This window comes from Streptomyces sp. BK239, from assembly GCF_004217285.1.
Lineage (GTDB): Bacteria > Actinomycetota > Actinomycetes > Streptomycetales > Streptomycetaceae > Streptomyces.
This window is the reverse complement of record NZ_SHKS01000002.1, coordinates 320,412-336,536: the sequence shown is the minus strand read 5'-3', so window position 1 is coordinate 336,536 and position 16,125 is coordinate 320,412. Positions and strand designations below refer to the sequence as shown.

Sequence of the window (16,125 nt, the reverse complement as noted above, 5' to 3'; positions counted from 1 at the left end):
AGCCCAGCTCCCTGTTGAGGGAGCCGGGCCACCCGTCACCTGCTGTCGCTGTCCTCTGTCTCGGGCAGGGCGGCACGTCCGGCCTCCAGGCGTGCGACGGGTACGCGGAAGGGTGAGCAGGAGACGTAGTCGAGCCCGGCAGCGTGGAAGAAGTGCACCGACTCCGGGTCTCCGCCGTGCTCGCCGCACACGCCGATCTTCAGGCCAGGTCGTGCGGCGCGGCCCTCGGCGACCGCGATCTCGACCAGGCGCCCCACGCCATCGCGGTCGATCGTCTCGAACGGGGACACCTTGAAGATGCCCTTGTCGAGGTAGGCGGAGAAGAACGCCGCCTCCACGTCGTCCCGGGAGAAGCCCCACGTGGTCTGGGTCAGGTCGTTGGTGCCGAAGGAGAAGAACTCCGCCTCCTCGGCGATGCGGCCCGCAGTCAGGGCGGCCCGGGGCAGCTCGATCATCGTGCCGACCGGGCACTCGACCGGGACGCCCGACGCCTTGGAGACCTCGGCCAGTACCTGCTCGACTTCCTCGCGGACGAGCCGCAGTTCCTCGACTGTGTCGATCAGCGGCACCATGATCTCGGCTCGCGGGTCGCCGCCGGCCTGCTTGCGCTCCACGACCGCCTCGGCGATCGCCCGCACCTGCATGGCCACCAGGCCCGGTGCCACAAGCCCCAGGCGCACCCCGCGCAGGCCGAGCATCGGGTTCTCCTCGTGCATACGGTTCACGGCGTCCAGCAGTTCGGCGTCGTGCGCACTGGGCGAGGTGCCGTGTGCCTCAGCAGCCGCGAGACGCACCGCGAGTTCGGTGCGGTCCGGGAGGAACTCGTGCAGCGGAGGGTCGAGGAGCCGGATCGTGACCGGCAGCCCGTCCATCGCTTCCAGGATGCCGACGAAGTCCTGCCGCTGCAGCGGCAGCAGCGCGTCCAGCGCCCGTTCGCGCTCGCCGTCGGTACGGGCCAGGATCATCGCCTCGACCAGCTGCCGGCGGTCACCGAGGAACATGTGCTCGGTGCGGCACAGACCGATGCCCTTAGCGCCGAACCGGCGGGCGCGCGCGGCATCCTCGGGCGTGTCGGCGTTGGCCCGCACGCCCAACTTCCGCACCCCGTCTGCCTGCTCCATGGCCCGGGCCACGGCGTTGACCAGGCCCGCTGTCCGTTCGCCGGTCTCGAAGTAGCGCATCACCGAGGAGTCGACCAACGGTGCGGCGCCGAGGTATACGGCGCCTTCAGAGCCGTCGACCGAGAGGACGGTGCCTTCGGCTACGGTGGTGCCGTTGGTCGTGAACGTCCGCGCCTGCGTGTCCACGGCGAGTTCCTCGGCGCCGCAGACGCACACCTTGCCCATGCCGCGGGCGACCACGGCCGCGTGGCTGGTCTTTCCGCCACGGCTGGTCAGCACGGCCTGGGCGGCGACCATGCCGGGCAGGTCGTCGGGAGTGGTCTCCTGCCGTACGAGGACCACCTTCTCGCCCGCTGCGGCGCGACGCACCGCCTCGGCCGAGTCGAACACCGCGGCCCCGACGGCGGCACCCGGCGAGGCGGGGATGCCGTGCGCGAGCGCCGAGCCGACCGCGTCGGTGTCGAAGCGCGGGAACATCAGCCGGGCCAGGCCGTCCCCGCTCACCCGGGCCAGAGCCTCGTCCGGGGTGATGAGTTCCTCGTCCACCAGCTCGGCGGCGATGGCGAACGCTGCCTCCGCGGTGCGCTTGCCCACCCGCGTCTGCAGCATCCACAGCCGGCCGTGCTCGATCGTGAACTCGATGTCGCACAGGTCGCGGTAATGGGTCTCCAACGTCCCCATGTGGTCGCGCAGTTGGACGTACGCTTCCGGGTTCAGGTGCTTGAGCTCGTCGAGCCCGACAGTGTTGCGGATGCCCGCGACGACGTCCTCGCCCTGGGCGTTGGACAGGTAGTCGCCGTACAGACCGCGGTGCCCGGTGGCCGGGTCGCGGGTGAAGGAGACACCGCTGCCGGAGTCGGGGCCGAGATTGCCGAAGACCATCCGCTGCACGTTGACCGCGGTGCCGAGGTCGTCGGGGATGTGTTCGCGGCGGCGGTAGAGGCGGGCGCGCTCGCCGTTCCAGGACTCGAAGACGGCCAGGACCGCCCGGCGAAGCTGCTCGGCGGGGGACTGCGGGAAGTACTCTCCGGTCTCCTGGCGGATCAGCTCCTTGTACGCCTCGACGAGCTCGGACAGATCACCTGCCTCCAGGCCCAGGTCGTCGACCGCGCCGTGGGCTTCCTTGAGGCTGGCCATGACGTTCTCGAAAAGGGCACTGTCGACACCCATGACCGTGCTGCCGAACATCTGCACGAGCCGGCGGTAGGAGTCCCAGGCGAAGCGTTCGTTCCCGGAGGACTTTGCCAGGCCCAGGACCGATTCGTCGGTGAGGCCGATGTCGAGGATCGTCTCCATCATGCCGGGCATGGAGAAGCGGGCTCCGGAGCGAACGGACAGCAGCAGCGGGTCGTCTGGCTGCCCCAGCCGCCGTCCGGCGGCCTGCTCCAGGACGGTCAGGTGATCGGAGATCTCGCGGATCAGGCCCTTCGGTTCGGATCCGGTGGCGAGGAAGGCCCGGCAGGCTTGGGTGGTGATCGTGAATCCCGGCGGCACCGGCAGACCCATCCGGGTCATCTCGGCCAGGTTGGCGCCTTTGCCGCCGAGCAGGTCGGCCATGTCACGGCCGCCCTCGGTGAACGCGTACACGTAACGGACCATGACAGTGCTGTTCCTTCCTGCTTCGCAAGGGGCAGGTGCGGGCCTGGCAACTGGCCGAGCTGCACTCCGATCAGTGCAGGAGGCACAGCGGCCATGCCGGAGGGTCACATCTCGAAGACGATGCGCGCCTTGATCTGACCGTTCAAAACTTCCGCGATGGAGTCGTTGACGGTCTCCAGCGGCCGGGTCTCGTAGATCACCTTGGTGCGTCCGGCGGCGTGCAGCTGGAAGACCTCGTCCAGGTCCTGGCGGGTGCCGACGATGGAGCCGATGACGGAGGTGCCGTTCAGGACGGTGTCGAAGATCGGTACCTGGATGGTGCCGCCGGCGGGCAGGGCGACCATGACCAGCTTGCCGCCGCGCCGCAGACCGCCGTAGACGGAGGCGAACGCCTGCTCGTCGACGGCCAGCGCGATCGCCGCGTGCGCGCCCCCGTGCTGCCTGAGCACCTCGGCCGGGTCCTCCTTGCGGGCGTCGATCAGGATGTCCGCGCCGAGCTCACGGGCGAGGTCGAGCTTGTCGTCGGTGACGTCGATCGCGGCGACCGTGGCTCCGGCGATCTTCGCGTACTGCACGGCGAGGTGGCCGAGGCCGCCGATGCCGGAGATCGCCACGAGCTGGGTCGGGCAGACGCCGGCGACCTTCAGCGCCTTGTACGTGGTCACGCCGGCGCATGTCAGCGGGGCGGCGTCGCGCGGGTCGATGCCCTCGGGGACCACGGCGGCGAAGTCGGCCGGGGCGAGCATCTTCTCGGCGTACCCGCCGTCCACGCTGTAGCCGGTGTTCTGCTGCTGCTCGCACAGGGTCTCCCAGCCGGACAGGCAGTGCTCGCAGCGTCCGCACGCCCAGCCCAGCCACGGCACCGCAACCCGCTGGCCGACGGTCAGGTGGGTCACGCCGTCGCCGAGCGCCTCGACGATGCCGACGCCTTCGTGGCCGGGGACGAACGGCGGGGTCGGCTTGACGGGCCAGTCGCCGTGCGCGGCGTGGATGTCGGTGTGGCACAGCCCGGACGCCTCGAGCCGGATGCGGACCTGGCCGGGACCTGGCTCCGGATCCGGCCGTTCCTCGATCACCAGCGGTTCACCGAAGGACCGGACGACTGCTGCCTTCATGGAATGCTCCTCAGACTCTGTCGGTGCGGTGCGGTTCCAGGGTCGACTGCGGACTGGTGTTGCGGCAGGTGCTGGACGTCCTCACGAGTGGGGCCGGTCGGCCCTGAACCGCGATCGGCACCCGACCCCTCTGTCCGGCGGAATTCACTGCCGTGGGATGAGCCACGGCGTTTGGTGGGCTTGATGCAGCGCGGCCGGCAGCCCGCGCCCTCGTGCCGATCCGGCCCGTCAGGCGACCCGCAGGCCGCCGGACTGATCCGCCGCGAGTCCAGCCGCGGGGTGCTGTGATGCGCGGGACGGCCACGGCGCGGCCGACCACCCGGCCGGGGATCTGGCCGACGCGCTCAAGTGGTCACTGTTCGGCAGCGGTGGTTACGGGCGAGGCGATCAGGTCCGATGGGGTACCCAGTGGGCAGACGGCGCGCCAGTGCCAGTAGGGCCGACCGGCCCTGGCCCTTGGGCCCGGGATCGCGCAAGATCTGCGATAGACAAGGACCGGTCGCAGCCATGGGCGAAGTCCGGTGCGGGATTCAGACGGCGCAGAAGAAGCAGATCAAGGAGTATTCGATGGCGGACGGCGAGCAGCCCGGCCCCGACAACCCGATCCGGGTCTTCCTGCTGGACGACCACGAGGTGGTACGGCGCGGGGTGCACGACCTGCTGGACGACGAGCCGGACATCACCGTGGTCGGCGAGGCCGCCAATGCCGAACAGGCCCTGACCCGCGTGCCCGCCCTGCGCCCCCAGGTCGCGGTGCTGGATGTGCGCCTGCCGGACGGCGACGGGGTGAGCGTGTGCCGGGAGCTGCGTTCACGCATGCCGGAGCTGGCGTGTCTGATGCTGACCTCGTTCGACGACGAGGAGGCGCTGCTGGACTCGATCATGGCGGGGGCGTCCGGGTACGTGCTGAAGCAGATCCAGGGCTCCGACCTGGTCTCGGCCGTGCGCACCGTGGCCCGCGGACAGTCCCTGCTCGACCCCAGCGCCACCGCCAAGCTGATGGCCCGCCTGCGCCAGGGCCAGGAACCGGAGCCCGAGCCCGACGCCCTGCCGGGCCTGACCGACCGTGAGCGGGAGATCCTGGCCCTGATCGGGGAGGGCCTGACCAACCGCCAGATCGGGCAGCGGCTCTACCTGGCCGAGAAGACGGTGAAGAACCACATCTCCCGGCTGCTGGCCAAGCTCGGTGTGGAGCGGCGCATCCAGGCCGCCGTCATCGCCACCCAGGCTCAGGACCGGCTGAAGCAAGAAGGCCGCTGACTCCCCCGGGCGAGCTGTGGGGCCGAACGTCCCGCGGCTCGCCCCCGTACGGCACATGTCCGATCGCATCCCCGGCCAGCAGGCTGGCAGCGCAGACAGACGCGGATCGATCGGGAGGACGACGGACATGAGCGTGCGCGTGGGAATCAACGGCTTCGGCCGCATCGGACGCAACTACCTGCGCTTGGTGCTGCAGCGCGCGGAGACCGAGGCCGGCCCAGCCGTCGAGGTCGTGGCGGTCAATGACCTCACTTCGCCGGCCGCGCTGGCGCACCTGTTGGAGTTCGACTCGACGTATGGCCGCATCGGCCGCACCGTCGAGCACGACGACACCTCGATCACCGTCGACGGGCACCGCATCGCCGTGACCGCCGAACGCGACCCGGCCGCCCTGGACTGGGCCGGCCTCGGCGTGGACATCGTCATCGAGTCCACCGGCCGCTTCCGCACCCGGGAGCAGGTCGGTCTGCACCTGAAGGGCGGCGCCCGCAAGGTGCTGCTGTCCGTGCCGGGCAAGGGCGTCGACGCCACCGTCGTCATGGGCATCAACGAGGACACCTACGACCCGCAGCGGGACCACGTCGTCTCCAACGCGTCTTGCACCACCAACTGCGTGGCGCCCATGGTGAAGGTCCTCGACGACCGCTTCGGCCTCGTCAAGGGGCTGATGACCACCATCCACGGCTACACCAATGACCAGGTCGTCCTCGACGGCCCGCACAAGGACCTCCGCCGCGGCCGCAGCGCCGCCGTCAACATCATTCCCACCAGCACCGGAGCCGCCCGCGCCGTCGGCCTGGTCCTTCCGGAGCTGTCCGGCACCCTGGACGGCATCGCCGTACGCGTCCCCGTCGAGGACGGCTCACTCACCGACCTGAGCGTGGTCCTGGACCGGCCGGTGACCGCCGACGAGGTCAACGCCGCCTTCCGAGAGGCCGCCGACGGGCCGCTCAAGGGCATCCTGCGCGTGTCCGAAGCCCCGATCGTCTCCCGCGACGTCGTCGGCGACGCGGCCTCCTGCGTCCTGGACGCCCCGCTGACCCAGGCGCACGGCGACCTTGTGAAGGTCTTCGGCTGGTACGACAACGAGTGGGGCTACACCAACCGGCTGCTCGACCTCACCGAGCACGTCGCCGGCACGCTCCCTCGCAACTGACCGAGCGGGCCGCGGAGCGAGAGCGCCTGCCCAGCGTGCGGCGAGTTCTCCGGCGCGCCGGGCTGCGTCGGCCACCGCTTCGGGCCCGCCGCCTGCCTGCCCCGCCGCATACCCGACCATGAAGGTCGTCAGCGGCGCGGCGGGCCGGGCGACACCGTGAGCGGCGTCGCCCGCGACGGCGAGAAGCAGAGCCAGGTCGACTTCGAGGTCGATACCCAGGTCGGCCTTCACCGCGGCCGTCCATTCCCAGTACATCGTCCATGATCATCCTTCTTGGGTTCGTGAGCGGGTGGTGCGCAGTGCTGTGGTCGGTGCTGGCGCCGGACGGGCGTCGCGTCCGGCGCCAGCACGGGTTCGTGGCTCATGCGGCTCGCCCGGAGCCGGAGGCCGACCGGGTCCGGCCCGCGGTCGTCGGGGCCGCGGTCGGGGCGGAGCGTCGCCGGTATACCAGGTACGGGCGGGCCAGGTAGCCGATCGGCGCGCTCCACACATGCACCAGCCGGGTGAACGGCCAGGCCGCGAAGAGCAGGAAGGCGCTCAGGGCGTGCAGCTGGAACAGCAGCGGGGCCCCGGTGATGGCCTCGGGCTGCGGCTGGAGGACGAACAGGCCGCGGAACCAGACGGAGACGGTCGAGCGGTAGTCGTAGCCGGCGCCGAACACGTTGTGGGCGGCGGTGGCGGTGATGCCCAGCACGACGGTGGCGGACAGCAGGGGGAAGAGGAGCTTGTCGCTGCGGTCGGTGCCGAGCCGGATCTGGCGGGTCAGCAGCCGGCGGGCGCAGAGCATGCCCAGCCCGGCGACCATGGCGACGCCCGCCACCGAGCCCGCCCACACGGCCGTGGTGTGGTACGCGTGCTCGGTGATGCCGACCGCCTCGGTCCACGAGTCGGGAATGGCGAGACCCACCACGTGCCCGGCGATCACCATGAAGGCGCCGAGGTGGAAGAGCGGGCTGCCGAAGCGCAGCCAGCGGTGTTCGAGGAGCTGGGTGGTGCGGGAAGTCCAGCCGAACTGGTCCTGGCGGTAGCGCCAGATGTGCCCCACCACGAACACGGCGAGACAGATGTAGGGAACGGCGACCCACAACAGGAGGTCGGCGCCGCTCGTGGACGCGGCGGCCAGAGGGGTGGGTACGGCGTTCATCGGGGGCCTTCCGTACGGCTGGTCGGAGCAGGTGGAACACAGGTCGGCGGGGCGGGCACGGGCGGCACGAAGGTGCCCGGAGGTGCGAACTCGCCGTCGCCGTAGGTTCCGTAGGGGTCGAGGCCGACCTCCTCGTTGGGCGGGCCCTCGGCGACGAGCTGGGCCACCGCCGCGCGGTCCGCCTCGGTGGGCGGCGGAAGCAGGGTGAGCAGCGCGGCCAGGACGTGCCGGTAGGGGGAGTCGGCGTCGGCCAGGGCACGGTGGATCAGTTCCAGTCCGCGCCGGTGCTGGCGCAGCGGTGCCTCGCCGCCACCTGGGCCTACAAGGGCGGCGAACTCCAGCACCACCGGGAGGTGGTCGGGCAGTTCGCCCCCGTCGGTGTCCCAGCCCGTGGCCCTGTAGCGCTGGTTCAGGGTGAGCAGGGCCATGCCCCGCCGACGGGTGTCACCGTGCAGATAGTAGGTGAGGTAGAGGCTGCTCTTGCGGCGCAGGTCGAACATCTCGACGTAGTGCCGCTCCAGCGCCTCGGGCTCCTGCCCGGCGAACCAGTCGGTGAACCGGGCCAGGTGTTCCGCCGCGGGCGTGGCCGGAAGAGCTTCCACCACGGTTGTCAACTCCGTGCGCGCTGCGGTCAGTTCGGAGTCGGGGTACTGCAGGAGCAGCGACACGAGCCGCAGTATCAGGGCTCGGCCCGCCGTCTCCTCAGGTGTGAGCCGGGCCGGGCGGCGTACGGCCGCCCGGACGCGGGTGCGGACGAGGGCGGGAATCGTTGCGGGCAGCGGGCTCACGGACGGCCTCCGGCGGGGGCTTCGGGTGTACGGCGGCGCAGGGTGGGGATGCCGAGCATGATCTTGCGGGGCTCGGGGTCGCCGGACGTCTCGACCGGGCAGCGGTTCTCCATGGCGGTCAGCGCGGCGGCGTCCTCCTTGTGGGCGGCGGGGACGACGTACCGGTCCTGGTACTTGGCGACGGCGAGCAGCCGGTGCAGATCCTCCGCCTCCCGGCCGGTGAGCCCGACGGCCTTGAGCACGACTTCGTCGCCGTCCTCGCCGAGGGTGCGCTCACGCATGTACGAGCGCAGCGCGGTGAGCTTCATCAGCACCCCGGCGACCACGTCGGCGTCTCCGGCGGTGAACAGTTCCGCCAGGTACTCCAGCGGGATGCGCAGCCGGGTGACGGCGGCGAAGACGTGGTCGGGGTCGTCCTGGTCGCCGCCCGCCGCGTCGACGGCGTCGAGGACGGGGGAGAGCGGGGGCACGTACCAGACCATGGGCAGGGTGCGGTACTCCGGGTGCAGCGGCAGCGCCACCTTGTAGCGCATGACCAGGTCGTACACGGGGGAGCGGCGGGCCGCCTCCAGCCAGTCCTCGGGGATACCCGACTCGCGGGCTGCCGCGCGGACTTCGGGGTCGTGCGGGTCGAGGAAGACCCCGCGCTGGGCGTCGAGGAGCTCCTTCTCGTCCGGGGTGGCCGCGGCCTCGCCGACCTTGTCCGCGTCGTAGAGGAGCAGTCCCAGGTAGCGCAGTCGGCCGACGCAGGTCTCGGAGCAGACGGTGGGCTGCCCGGCTTCGATGCGCGGGAAGCAGAAAGTGCACTTCTCGGCCTTGCCGGTGGCATGGTTGACGTACACCTTCTTGTACGGGCACGCCGTCACGCACATCCGCCAGCCCCGGCAACGGTCCTGGTCGACCAGGACGATGCCGTCCTCGACCCGCTTGTACATCGCGCCCGAGGGGCAGGCGGAGACGCAGGCCGGGTTGAGGCAGTGTTCGCACAGGCGGGGCAGGTGGAAGAGGAAGGTCTGCTCGAACTCGAACTTCACCTTCTGCGCCCATTCCCCGGTGAGGTTGGGGTCGCCGCCGGCGTTCTCGGGTGCTCCGCCGAGGCCGTCCTCCCAGTTGGCGCCCCAGGTGATGGCGGTGGGCTTGCCGGTGAGGACCGAGCGCGGGCGGGCGACGGGGATGTCCTTCTGGGCGGGGGCGTTGACGAGGTTGTCGTAGTCGTAGGTGACCGGCTCGTAGTAGTCCTCGATGGAGGGCAGGTCGGGGTTGGAGAAGATCGACAGGAGCCGCTTGAGGCGTCCGCCGGAGCGCAGGACGAGCCGTCCGCGCTTGTCGAGCATCCAGCCGCCCTTCCACTGCTGCTGGTCCTCGTAGCGGCGGGGGTAGCCGACGCCGGGTTTGGTCTCGACGTTGTTGAACCAGGCGTATTCGACGCCGGTGCGGTTGGTCCACGTCTGCTTGCAGGTGACGGAGCAGGTGTGGCAGCCGATGCACTTGTCGAGGTTCATCACCATCGCGATCTGTGCCATGACGCGCATGTCAGTACTCCACATCCTGCGAGCGGCGGCGGATGACGGTGACCTCGTCGCGCTGGTTGCCGGTGGGGCCGTAGTAGTTGAAGGCGTAGGTGAACTGCGCGTAGCCGCCCGCGAGATGGGTGGGCTTGAGCAGCAGGCGGGTGAGCGAGTTGTGGATACCGCCGCGCTTGCCGCTGACCTCGGTCTTCGGCACGTTCACGTTGCGGTCCTGGGCGTGGTACATGTACACGGTGCCCTCGGGCATCCGGTGGGTGACCACGGAGCGGGCGGCGACGACGCCGTTGCGGTTGTACGCCTCGATCCACTCGTTGTCCTTCACGCCGATCTTCTCGGCGTCCTCCAGGGACATCCAGATCGTGGGTCCGCCTCGGGACAGGTCGAGCATGTACTTGTTGTCCTGGTAGTTCGAGTGGATGGACCACTTCGAGTGCGGGGTCAGATAGCGGACCGTGACCTCCGCCCGGCCGTCCTCCCGCAGTTCCTCGTCGCCGTAGTGCTTGGGCGTGTTCAACGGCGGCCGGTAGACCGGGAGTTGCTCGCCCAGTTCGGCGATCCAGTCGTGCTGGACGAAGAAGTGCTGCCGTCCGGTGAGCGTGTGCCAGGGCTTCTTGTGCTCGGTGTTGATCACGAACGGTGAGTAGCGGCGCCCACCGGTCTCCGAGCCCGACCACTCGTACGACGTCATCACCGAGCGGGGCTGGGTGCGGGTGTCGGCGAAGGTGATCCGCTCGGCCTCGCGCTCGGCGGCGAGCTCCACCAGGCCCTCGCTGCCGGTCTGCCGCTCCAGTTCGCGGAAGCCCTCGGTGGCCAGGCGGCCGTTGGTGGTGCCGGACAGGGCGAGGATCGCCTCACACATGTCGCTCGCGGTGGCCAGCGAGGGCCGTCCGGCGGCGACTCCGTCCCTGACGGTGCCGTTACGGCGCCGGAGGTCGTCGATCTCCTGGTTCGGGTGGACGGTGACGCCCTTGGTGGTGGTGCCCAGGGTGTCGAGCAGCGGACCCACGGCACGCATCTTCTGCGCGATCGCGGCGTAGTCCCGCTCGATCGTGACCAGCTTCGGCATGGTCTTCCCGGGAACCGGCTCGCACTCGCCGGCCTTCCAGTCCCGCACCACCCCGCCGGGCTGGGCGAGTTCGTCCGGTGTGTCGTGCAACAGTGGCACCGCGAGGACGTCGGTGCGCTTGCCCAGGTGGTCGGCGGCCAGTTCGCTGAACCGGTCGGCGATGGTCAGGAACGTGTCGTAGTCGGTGCGCGCCTGCCAGGGCGGGGCGATGGCCGGGGTGAAGGCATGGACGAAGGGGTGCATGTCCGTGCTGGACAGGTCGTCCTTCTCGTACCAGGTCGCCGCCGGCAGGACGACGTCGGCGAGCAGGCCGGTGGAGGTCATCCGGAAGTCCATGCAGACCAGCAGATCGAGCTTGCCCTCGGGAGCCTCCTCCCGCCACACCACGTCCTTCGGCCGGTGCTCGGGCGGAGTCTCCTCGGAGCGGACCGCCGCGTCGGTGCCGAGCAGGTGGCGCAGGAAGTACTCGTTGCCCTTGCCCGAGGAGCCCAGCAGGTTGGCACGCCACACGGTCAGCACACGCGGGAAGTTGGCCGGGTCGTCCGGATCCTCGACGGCGAACCGCAGTGCGCCGGACTTCAGTTCGTCGACGATGTGCTCGGCGACCGGCCGGCCCGCCGCCGCGGCTTCGTCCGTCAGGTCGAGGGGGTTGCGGTTGAAGCCGGGGTGACCGGGTGTCCAGCCCAGCCGCACGGCCTGCGCCAGACAGTCGGCGAAGCCCTTGCCCCTGAACCGCCCTTGCCCGAGCGGGGAAGCCAACTCCTCGGGCCCGAAGGCCTCGTAGCGCCACTGGTCGGAGTTCAGGTACCAGTAGGAGGTGCCGGCCATGTGCCGGGTGGGCCGCTGCCAGTCGAAGGCGAACGAAAGGTGCTGCTGCCCGGTGACCGGGCGGACCTTCTCCTGGCCGACGTAGTGCGCCCAGCCGCCGCCGTTGACGCCCTGGCAGCCGGTCATGGTCGTCAGCGCCAGGAAGGCGCGGTAGATGGTGTCGGAGTGGAACCAGTGGTTGGTGCCCGCACCCAACGCGATCATCGAACGGCCCTGGGTCCGCTCGGCGTTGCGGGCGAACTCCCGCGCGATGCGCGCGGCCTGCTCGGCCGGGACCGAGGTGATCATCTCCTGCCAGGCGGGGGTGTACGGCTGCGAGGCGTCCTCGTACGACGACGGCCAGCTGCCCGGAAGCCCGGGACGCCGCACCCCGTACTGGGCGAGCATGAGGTCGAAGACCGTGGTGACCAGACGCCCGCCGATCCGGCGCACCGGCACCCCGCGCACCAGGACGGAGCCGCCCTCCGTGCTGCCCTCGTCGAACCGGGGCAGCGCGATCTCGGCGGTGTCCTCGGCCCGCTCCAGCAGGCTCAACTCGGGCACGACGTCGCCCAGGTTCAGGTTCCAGCGGCCTCGCTCGGCTTCCCCCCACCGGAAGCCGAGCGAGCCGCCGGGGACCACCGGATCGCCCGTGGCCCCGTCCAGGAGAACTGTTTTGGACTCGGCGTTCTCCGTGTCGTGCCCGAGGTCGGCGGCGGTCAGGAACCCGTCGGGGACCAGTCCGTGGTCGTGCTCGCGCAGGGACACCAGGAACGGGGCGTCGGTGAACTTGCGCAGGTAGTCCTGGAAGTACGGCACCTGGCGGTCGACGAGGAACTCGCGCAGGATCACATGCCCCATGGCCATCGCCAGCGCGCCGTCCGTGCCGGGGTGCGGGGCGAGCCATTCGTCGGCGTGCTTGACGTTGTCGGCGTAGTCGGGGCTGACCGCGACCACCTTCGTGCCGTTGTAGCGGGTCTCGGTGAGGAAGTGCGCGTCGGGCGTGCGGGTCACGGGGATGTTGGAACCCCACATGATCAGATAACCCGCGTTCCACCAGTCCGCCGCCTCCGGCACGTCCGTCTGGTCGCCGAAGACCTGCGGGGAGGCGATCGGCAGGTCTGCGTACCAGTCGTAGAACGACAGCAGTGTGCCGCCGATCAGCGAGTGGAACCGCGCGCCGGCCGCGAAGGACGCCATCGACATCGCCGGGATGGGCGAGAAGCCCGCGACACGGTCGGGGCCGTACGCCTTGACGGTGTGCACCTGGGCGGCGGCGACCAGCTCGCTCACCTCGTCCCAGTCGGCACGCACCAGGCCGCCCTTGCCGCGCGCCCGCTTGTAGGCGCGCGCCCTGGCCGGGTCACCGGTGATCTCGGCCCAGGCCGCCACCGGATCGCCCAGCCGCTTGCGGGCCTCGCGCCACAGCTTCAGCAACGCGCCGCGCACGTACGGGTAGCGCACCCGGCTGGGGGAGTAGGTGTACCAGGAGAACGAGGCTCCACGGGGGCAGCCGCGCGGCTCGTACTCGGGGCAGTCGGCGCCGATCGACGGGTAGTCGGTGGCCTGGTGCTCCCAGGTGATGATGCCGTCCTTGACGTACACCATCCACGAGCAGGAACCGGTGCAGTTCACCCCGTGCGTGGAGCGCACCACCTTGTCGTGCGACCAGCGGTCCCGGTAGAAGCCCTCCCACTTCGCGTCGCCCGTGCCGAACACGGCACGCCCGTCGGCCGACACCTCGCGGCGCGTGAGCAGCCTGCGGGCCGCCAGCGGCCAGCTCTCACCGGCGCGCAGCGCCTCACGCCGTGCGTTCTGATCGTTCTCCATGGCCAGGACGCTAAGCGGCGCACGGCATCCGACACCTGGGGCTGGCGGTCCTTGGCAGATGGCCTACCGGCCCCATGTTGCTGGTGGCAATAGGGACCAATGGTCCCAGTGCCGGGTCCGGTCGGCCGGGGAGGCGGGTGAGCGGGGCGTTGCATGCTGGCTGTGATCGAACCGCAGATGCCCGTCTGTCTGTACGACCGCATCCCGTCTGTCAGGCGGCCCATCCCCCGTCCCGGCCGCCGCAGGCAGAGCGCGTACGGCGCGTGGCGCCCGGCTCGGTCGTGCGTCCGGCCGCCCCTGTGCGGCCGGACGCGGCGTCCCCTCCGGAGTCGGTAGCCGGAAATGCCACCCCCGCCCGCATCGGCCGGCCGAGTCGGCCCGACCCGCTGGAGAGACCCTCATGAGCGTGCTCACCCTCGCCTCGCACCCCCGAGACGCCACGGCCCTGGAAAGCGCCGAGGCGCATCACGCACGACTGGCCGGGGAGCTCGCCGGACGAGTGAAGATGCTGCTCACCGCCGTAGACCGGGACCCGACCGCCGCCGAGAAGATCCACACCGGTCTCGTCGCCTTCTGCGACCGCTCGCTCCTGCCGCACGCCGCAGCCGAGGAAGCCGCGCTCTACCCCGCCGCCCACCACATGCCCGAGGCCCGCCTGCTCATCGAGAGCCTGATCGGCGAACACCGCTGCCTCACCGCGCTCGTCGACGCCCTGCGCGCCGCTCCCACCCCGGCGGGCGCGGCGGCCGACGCCCGGGCCCTGCAGGTGCTCTTCGAGGAGCACCTGGCCAAGGAGAACGGCCTCGTCCTGCCGCTGCTCGCCATGACGCCCGGGATCTCCCTGGCGGACCTACTGGCGGACATGCACCACCGGCTCGCGAACGACTCGTCCGACAAGAACTCCCCAGAAGATCAGCACAACGAGGAAGGGCACGACATGTACGAAGCGCGGATCGAGGAGACCGGAGACTGCGGCGGCGTGTGCGGCTGCGGCGGCGGGGAGAAGGCGAACGAACCCGAACTGGACGTCAGGGACGTTCCGCATGCCGTTCGTCACGCCACGGTCTTCGGCGCGCTCGACGCCGTTCCGGCGGGCACTGCGATGGTGCTGATCGCCCACCACGACCCGCTTCCGCTTCTCGCGCAGATCGAGCAGCGCAACCCGGGGGCGTTCTCGGTCGAATACCTCGAACGCGGACCCGAAGCCTGGCGGCTGCGGCTCAGCCACCGCTGACCCGACGTCAATCACCCCGCGGCGGTGCGTGACCCTCGCTTCAGCCGATGTCCACGCACCGCGCCGCACCCGCAAGCAAGGAAAGAAGGACAACACGTCATGGACGGATCGCACCGCCGGGCCGGCACCCTGCTTGGGACGGTCGGTATGGCCCTGATCGTTGCTGGACCGGTCATGCTGTGGCGTGGCCGCAGCGGCAGGAAGGAGATCCGTACCGAGCTGGCCGCCCAGAAGATCACCTTCCCCGAACGCGGGCTGCCCGCCGAACTCGCCACCCACGCCGGCCGCCGGGTGGAAACCGGCCCCGAGGCGCACGCTGGTCAACCCTCGTCCCCGACGGGCCGACGGCACAAGGTTGACGGAACAGAGCAGAGTTCGGCGAAGGAGCCGTGATGCAGACCCGGAAAGTCGACGCGCCGGCCGTTCAGGCCCTGCTGGCCGCGGCGGTGGCGGCGCCGTCGATCCACAACACGCAGCCCTGGCGGTTCGGCCTGGACCCGGACACCAGGTCGATCCTTGTTCATGTCGACCGAGGACGACGACTACCGATAGCCGATCCCCATCTGCGTGCCCAGTACCTGTCGGTGGGCGCTGCTGTCTTCAACATCCGGGTGGCTGCGGAGTCCCTGGGCTGGGAGCCTGTCGTCCGGCTGCGTCCTGCACCGGACGATCCGGATCTGCTGGCCACGGTGCAGTTGACCGAGTCCGTTGAGCGCGGGCAGCCGTCCTTGAGCGAGCTGTATGGGGCGGTCGAGCGGCGCCACACGAGCCGGATGCCCTTCACCGGCCGCCCCGTGCCTGACCCGATCGTGAACGAGATGATCAGCTCGGCCCGGGCTGAGGGCGCGCACCTGGAGGTTCCCGACATCACGGGGACGCGGCGCCTGCTGCGCCTGACGGCGGCGGCCGAGGCCCGCAACGCCGGCCACCCGGCCCGCGCGGCCGAGGCGCGTACCTGGATCACCGCCCCGGGAGCGGACGCCGCCTACGGCATTCCCTTCACAGCCCTGGGCCCGCGGGACGCGTCCGGGCGGATACCGGTGCGGGACTTCACCGCTGCGCTGCCCGTGCCGCAGCTGCCCGCCCTGCGCTTCGAACGCCATGCCCAAGCGGCCCTGCTGTGGACGTCCCACGACGGACGGGACGACTGGCTGCGGGCGGGTCAGGCCCTGGAGCGCGTGCTGCTGACGGCGACCGTGCACGGGGTGCGAACCTCGATGCTGCACCAGGCGATGGAGTGGCCGGACCTGCGCGAGGCGATGGCTGGATCGAGGCAGCGCCGCAGCCCACAGCTGCTGATCCGTTTCGGGTACGGCCCGGACGGCGCGCGTACGCCCCGCGCGTCCGCGAACGTCGTACCTGATGCGCTGGAGTCGGGGGGCCACCACAGGGGCAGCGGGCTGGCGGATTGACCTCCCGCCGTCGGCCCGGGCCGCTGCCCGCGCTGCTGGACGCCTGCCCGCGTTGGAGGTGGCA

General features: G+C 70.7%; 11 protein-coding genes and 1 pseudogene. 5 read left to right on the top strand and 7 right to left on the bottom strand.

Annotation, left to right across the window (positions count from 1 at the left end; all coding sequences use genetic code 11):
• Positions 1–35: 35 nt before the first annotated feature.
• Both ppdK and adhP read right to left on the bottom strand, forming a co-directional pair.
• A complete protein-coding gene (ppdK, locus tag EV567_RS07355) occupies positions 36–2,720 on the bottom strand; it encodes a pyruvate, phosphate dikinase (protein ID WP_130437839.1) in 2,685 nt (894 codons plus the stop codon).
• Positions 2,721–2,824: 104 nt separating this feature from the next.
• On the bottom strand, positions 2,825–3,835 hold the full coding sequence (adhP, locus tag EV567_RS07350; RefSeq protein WP_130437838.1) for an alcohol dehydrogenase AdhP: 1,011 nt from the start codon (positions 3,833–3,835) through the stop codon (positions 2,825–2,827).
• A 567-nt stretch (positions 3,836–4,402) separates the two neighbouring features.
• Here adhP and EV567_RS07345 point away from each other — a divergent pair.
• Together EV567_RS07345 and gap are read left to right on the top strand one after the other, a co-directional pair.
• Positions 4,403–5,095 (top strand): response regulator transcription factor, encoded by a 693-nt coding sequence (locus tag EV567_RS07345; RefSeq protein ID WP_130438304.1) that lies wholly within the window; start codon positions 4,403–4,405, stop codon positions 5,093–5,095.
• Between the two features lie 127 nt (positions 5,096–5,222).
• Positions 5,223–6,251 (top strand): type I glyceraldehyde-3-phosphate dehydrogenase, encoded by a 1,029-nt coding sequence (gap, locus tag EV567_RS07340; protein ID WP_130437837.1) that lies wholly within the window; start codon positions 5,223–5,225, stop codon positions 6,249–6,251.
• Between the two features lie 6 nt (positions 6,252–6,257).
• On the opposite strand, the pseudogene EV567_RS28065 reads toward gap, so the two are convergent.
• From EV567_RS28065 to EV567_RS07315, 5 genes and pseudogenes are all read right to left on the bottom strand, one after another.
• A pseudogene (locus EV567_RS28065) lies at positions 6,258–6,497 on the bottom strand (DUF6457 domain-containing protein); the annotation flags it as partial.
• A 115-nt stretch (positions 6,498–6,612) separates the two neighbouring features.
• A complete protein-coding gene (narI, locus tag EV567_RS07330) occupies positions 6,613–7,395 on the bottom strand; it encodes a respiratory nitrate reductase subunit gamma (RefSeq protein ID WP_130437836.1) in 783 nt (260 codons plus the stop codon).
• On the bottom strand, positions 7,392–8,183 hold the full coding sequence (gene narJ / locus EV567_RS07325; protein ID WP_130437835.1) for a nitrate reductase molybdenum cofactor assembly chaperone: 792 nt from the start codon (positions 8,181–8,183) through the stop codon (positions 7,392–7,394). Before narJ ends, narI begins: the two co-directional genes overlap by 4 nt.
• Positions 8,180–9,715 (bottom strand): nitrate reductase subunit beta, encoded by a 1,536-nt coding sequence (narH, locus tag EV567_RS07320; RefSeq protein ID WP_165430323.1) that lies wholly within the window; start codon positions 9,713–9,715, stop codon positions 8,180–8,182. Before narH ends, narJ begins: the two co-directional genes overlap by 4 nt.
• A 1-nt stretch (position 9,716) precedes the next feature.
• The gene (locus tag EV567_RS07315) at positions 9,717–13,415 is read right to left on the bottom strand and encodes a nitrate reductase subunit alpha (RefSeq protein WP_130437833.1); all 3,699 of its coding nucleotides are present in this window, start codon (positions 13,413–13,415) and stop codon (positions 9,717–9,719) included.
• 400 nt (positions 13,416–13,815) lie between these two features.
• On the opposite strand from EV567_RS07315, the gene EV567_RS07310 reads away from it, so the two are divergent.
• The 3 genes from EV567_RS07310 (at position 13,816) to EV567_RS07300 (ending at position 16,061) form a co-directional block, all read left to right on the top strand.
• Positions 13,816–14,649, top strand: a complete 834-nt coding sequence (locus tag EV567_RS07310; protein WP_130437832.1) for a DUF2249 domain-containing protein — start codon at positions 13,816–13,818, stop codon at positions 14,647–14,649.
• Between the two features lie 99 nt (positions 14,650–14,748).
• Positions 14,749–15,042 (top strand): hypothetical protein, encoded by a 294-nt coding sequence (locus EV567_RS07305; RefSeq protein ID WP_130437831.1) that lies wholly within the window; start codon positions 14,749–14,751, stop codon positions 15,040–15,042.
• Positions 15,042–16,061: an Acg family FMN-binding oxidoreductase gene (locus tag EV567_RS07300; RefSeq protein ID WP_242620712.1), complete on the top strand. Its 1,020-nt coding sequence runs from the start codon at positions 15,042–15,044 to the stop codon at positions 16,059–16,061. Before EV567_RS07305 ends, EV567_RS07300 begins: the two co-directional genes overlap by 1 nt.
• Positions 16,062–16,125 lie beyond the last annotated feature (64 nt).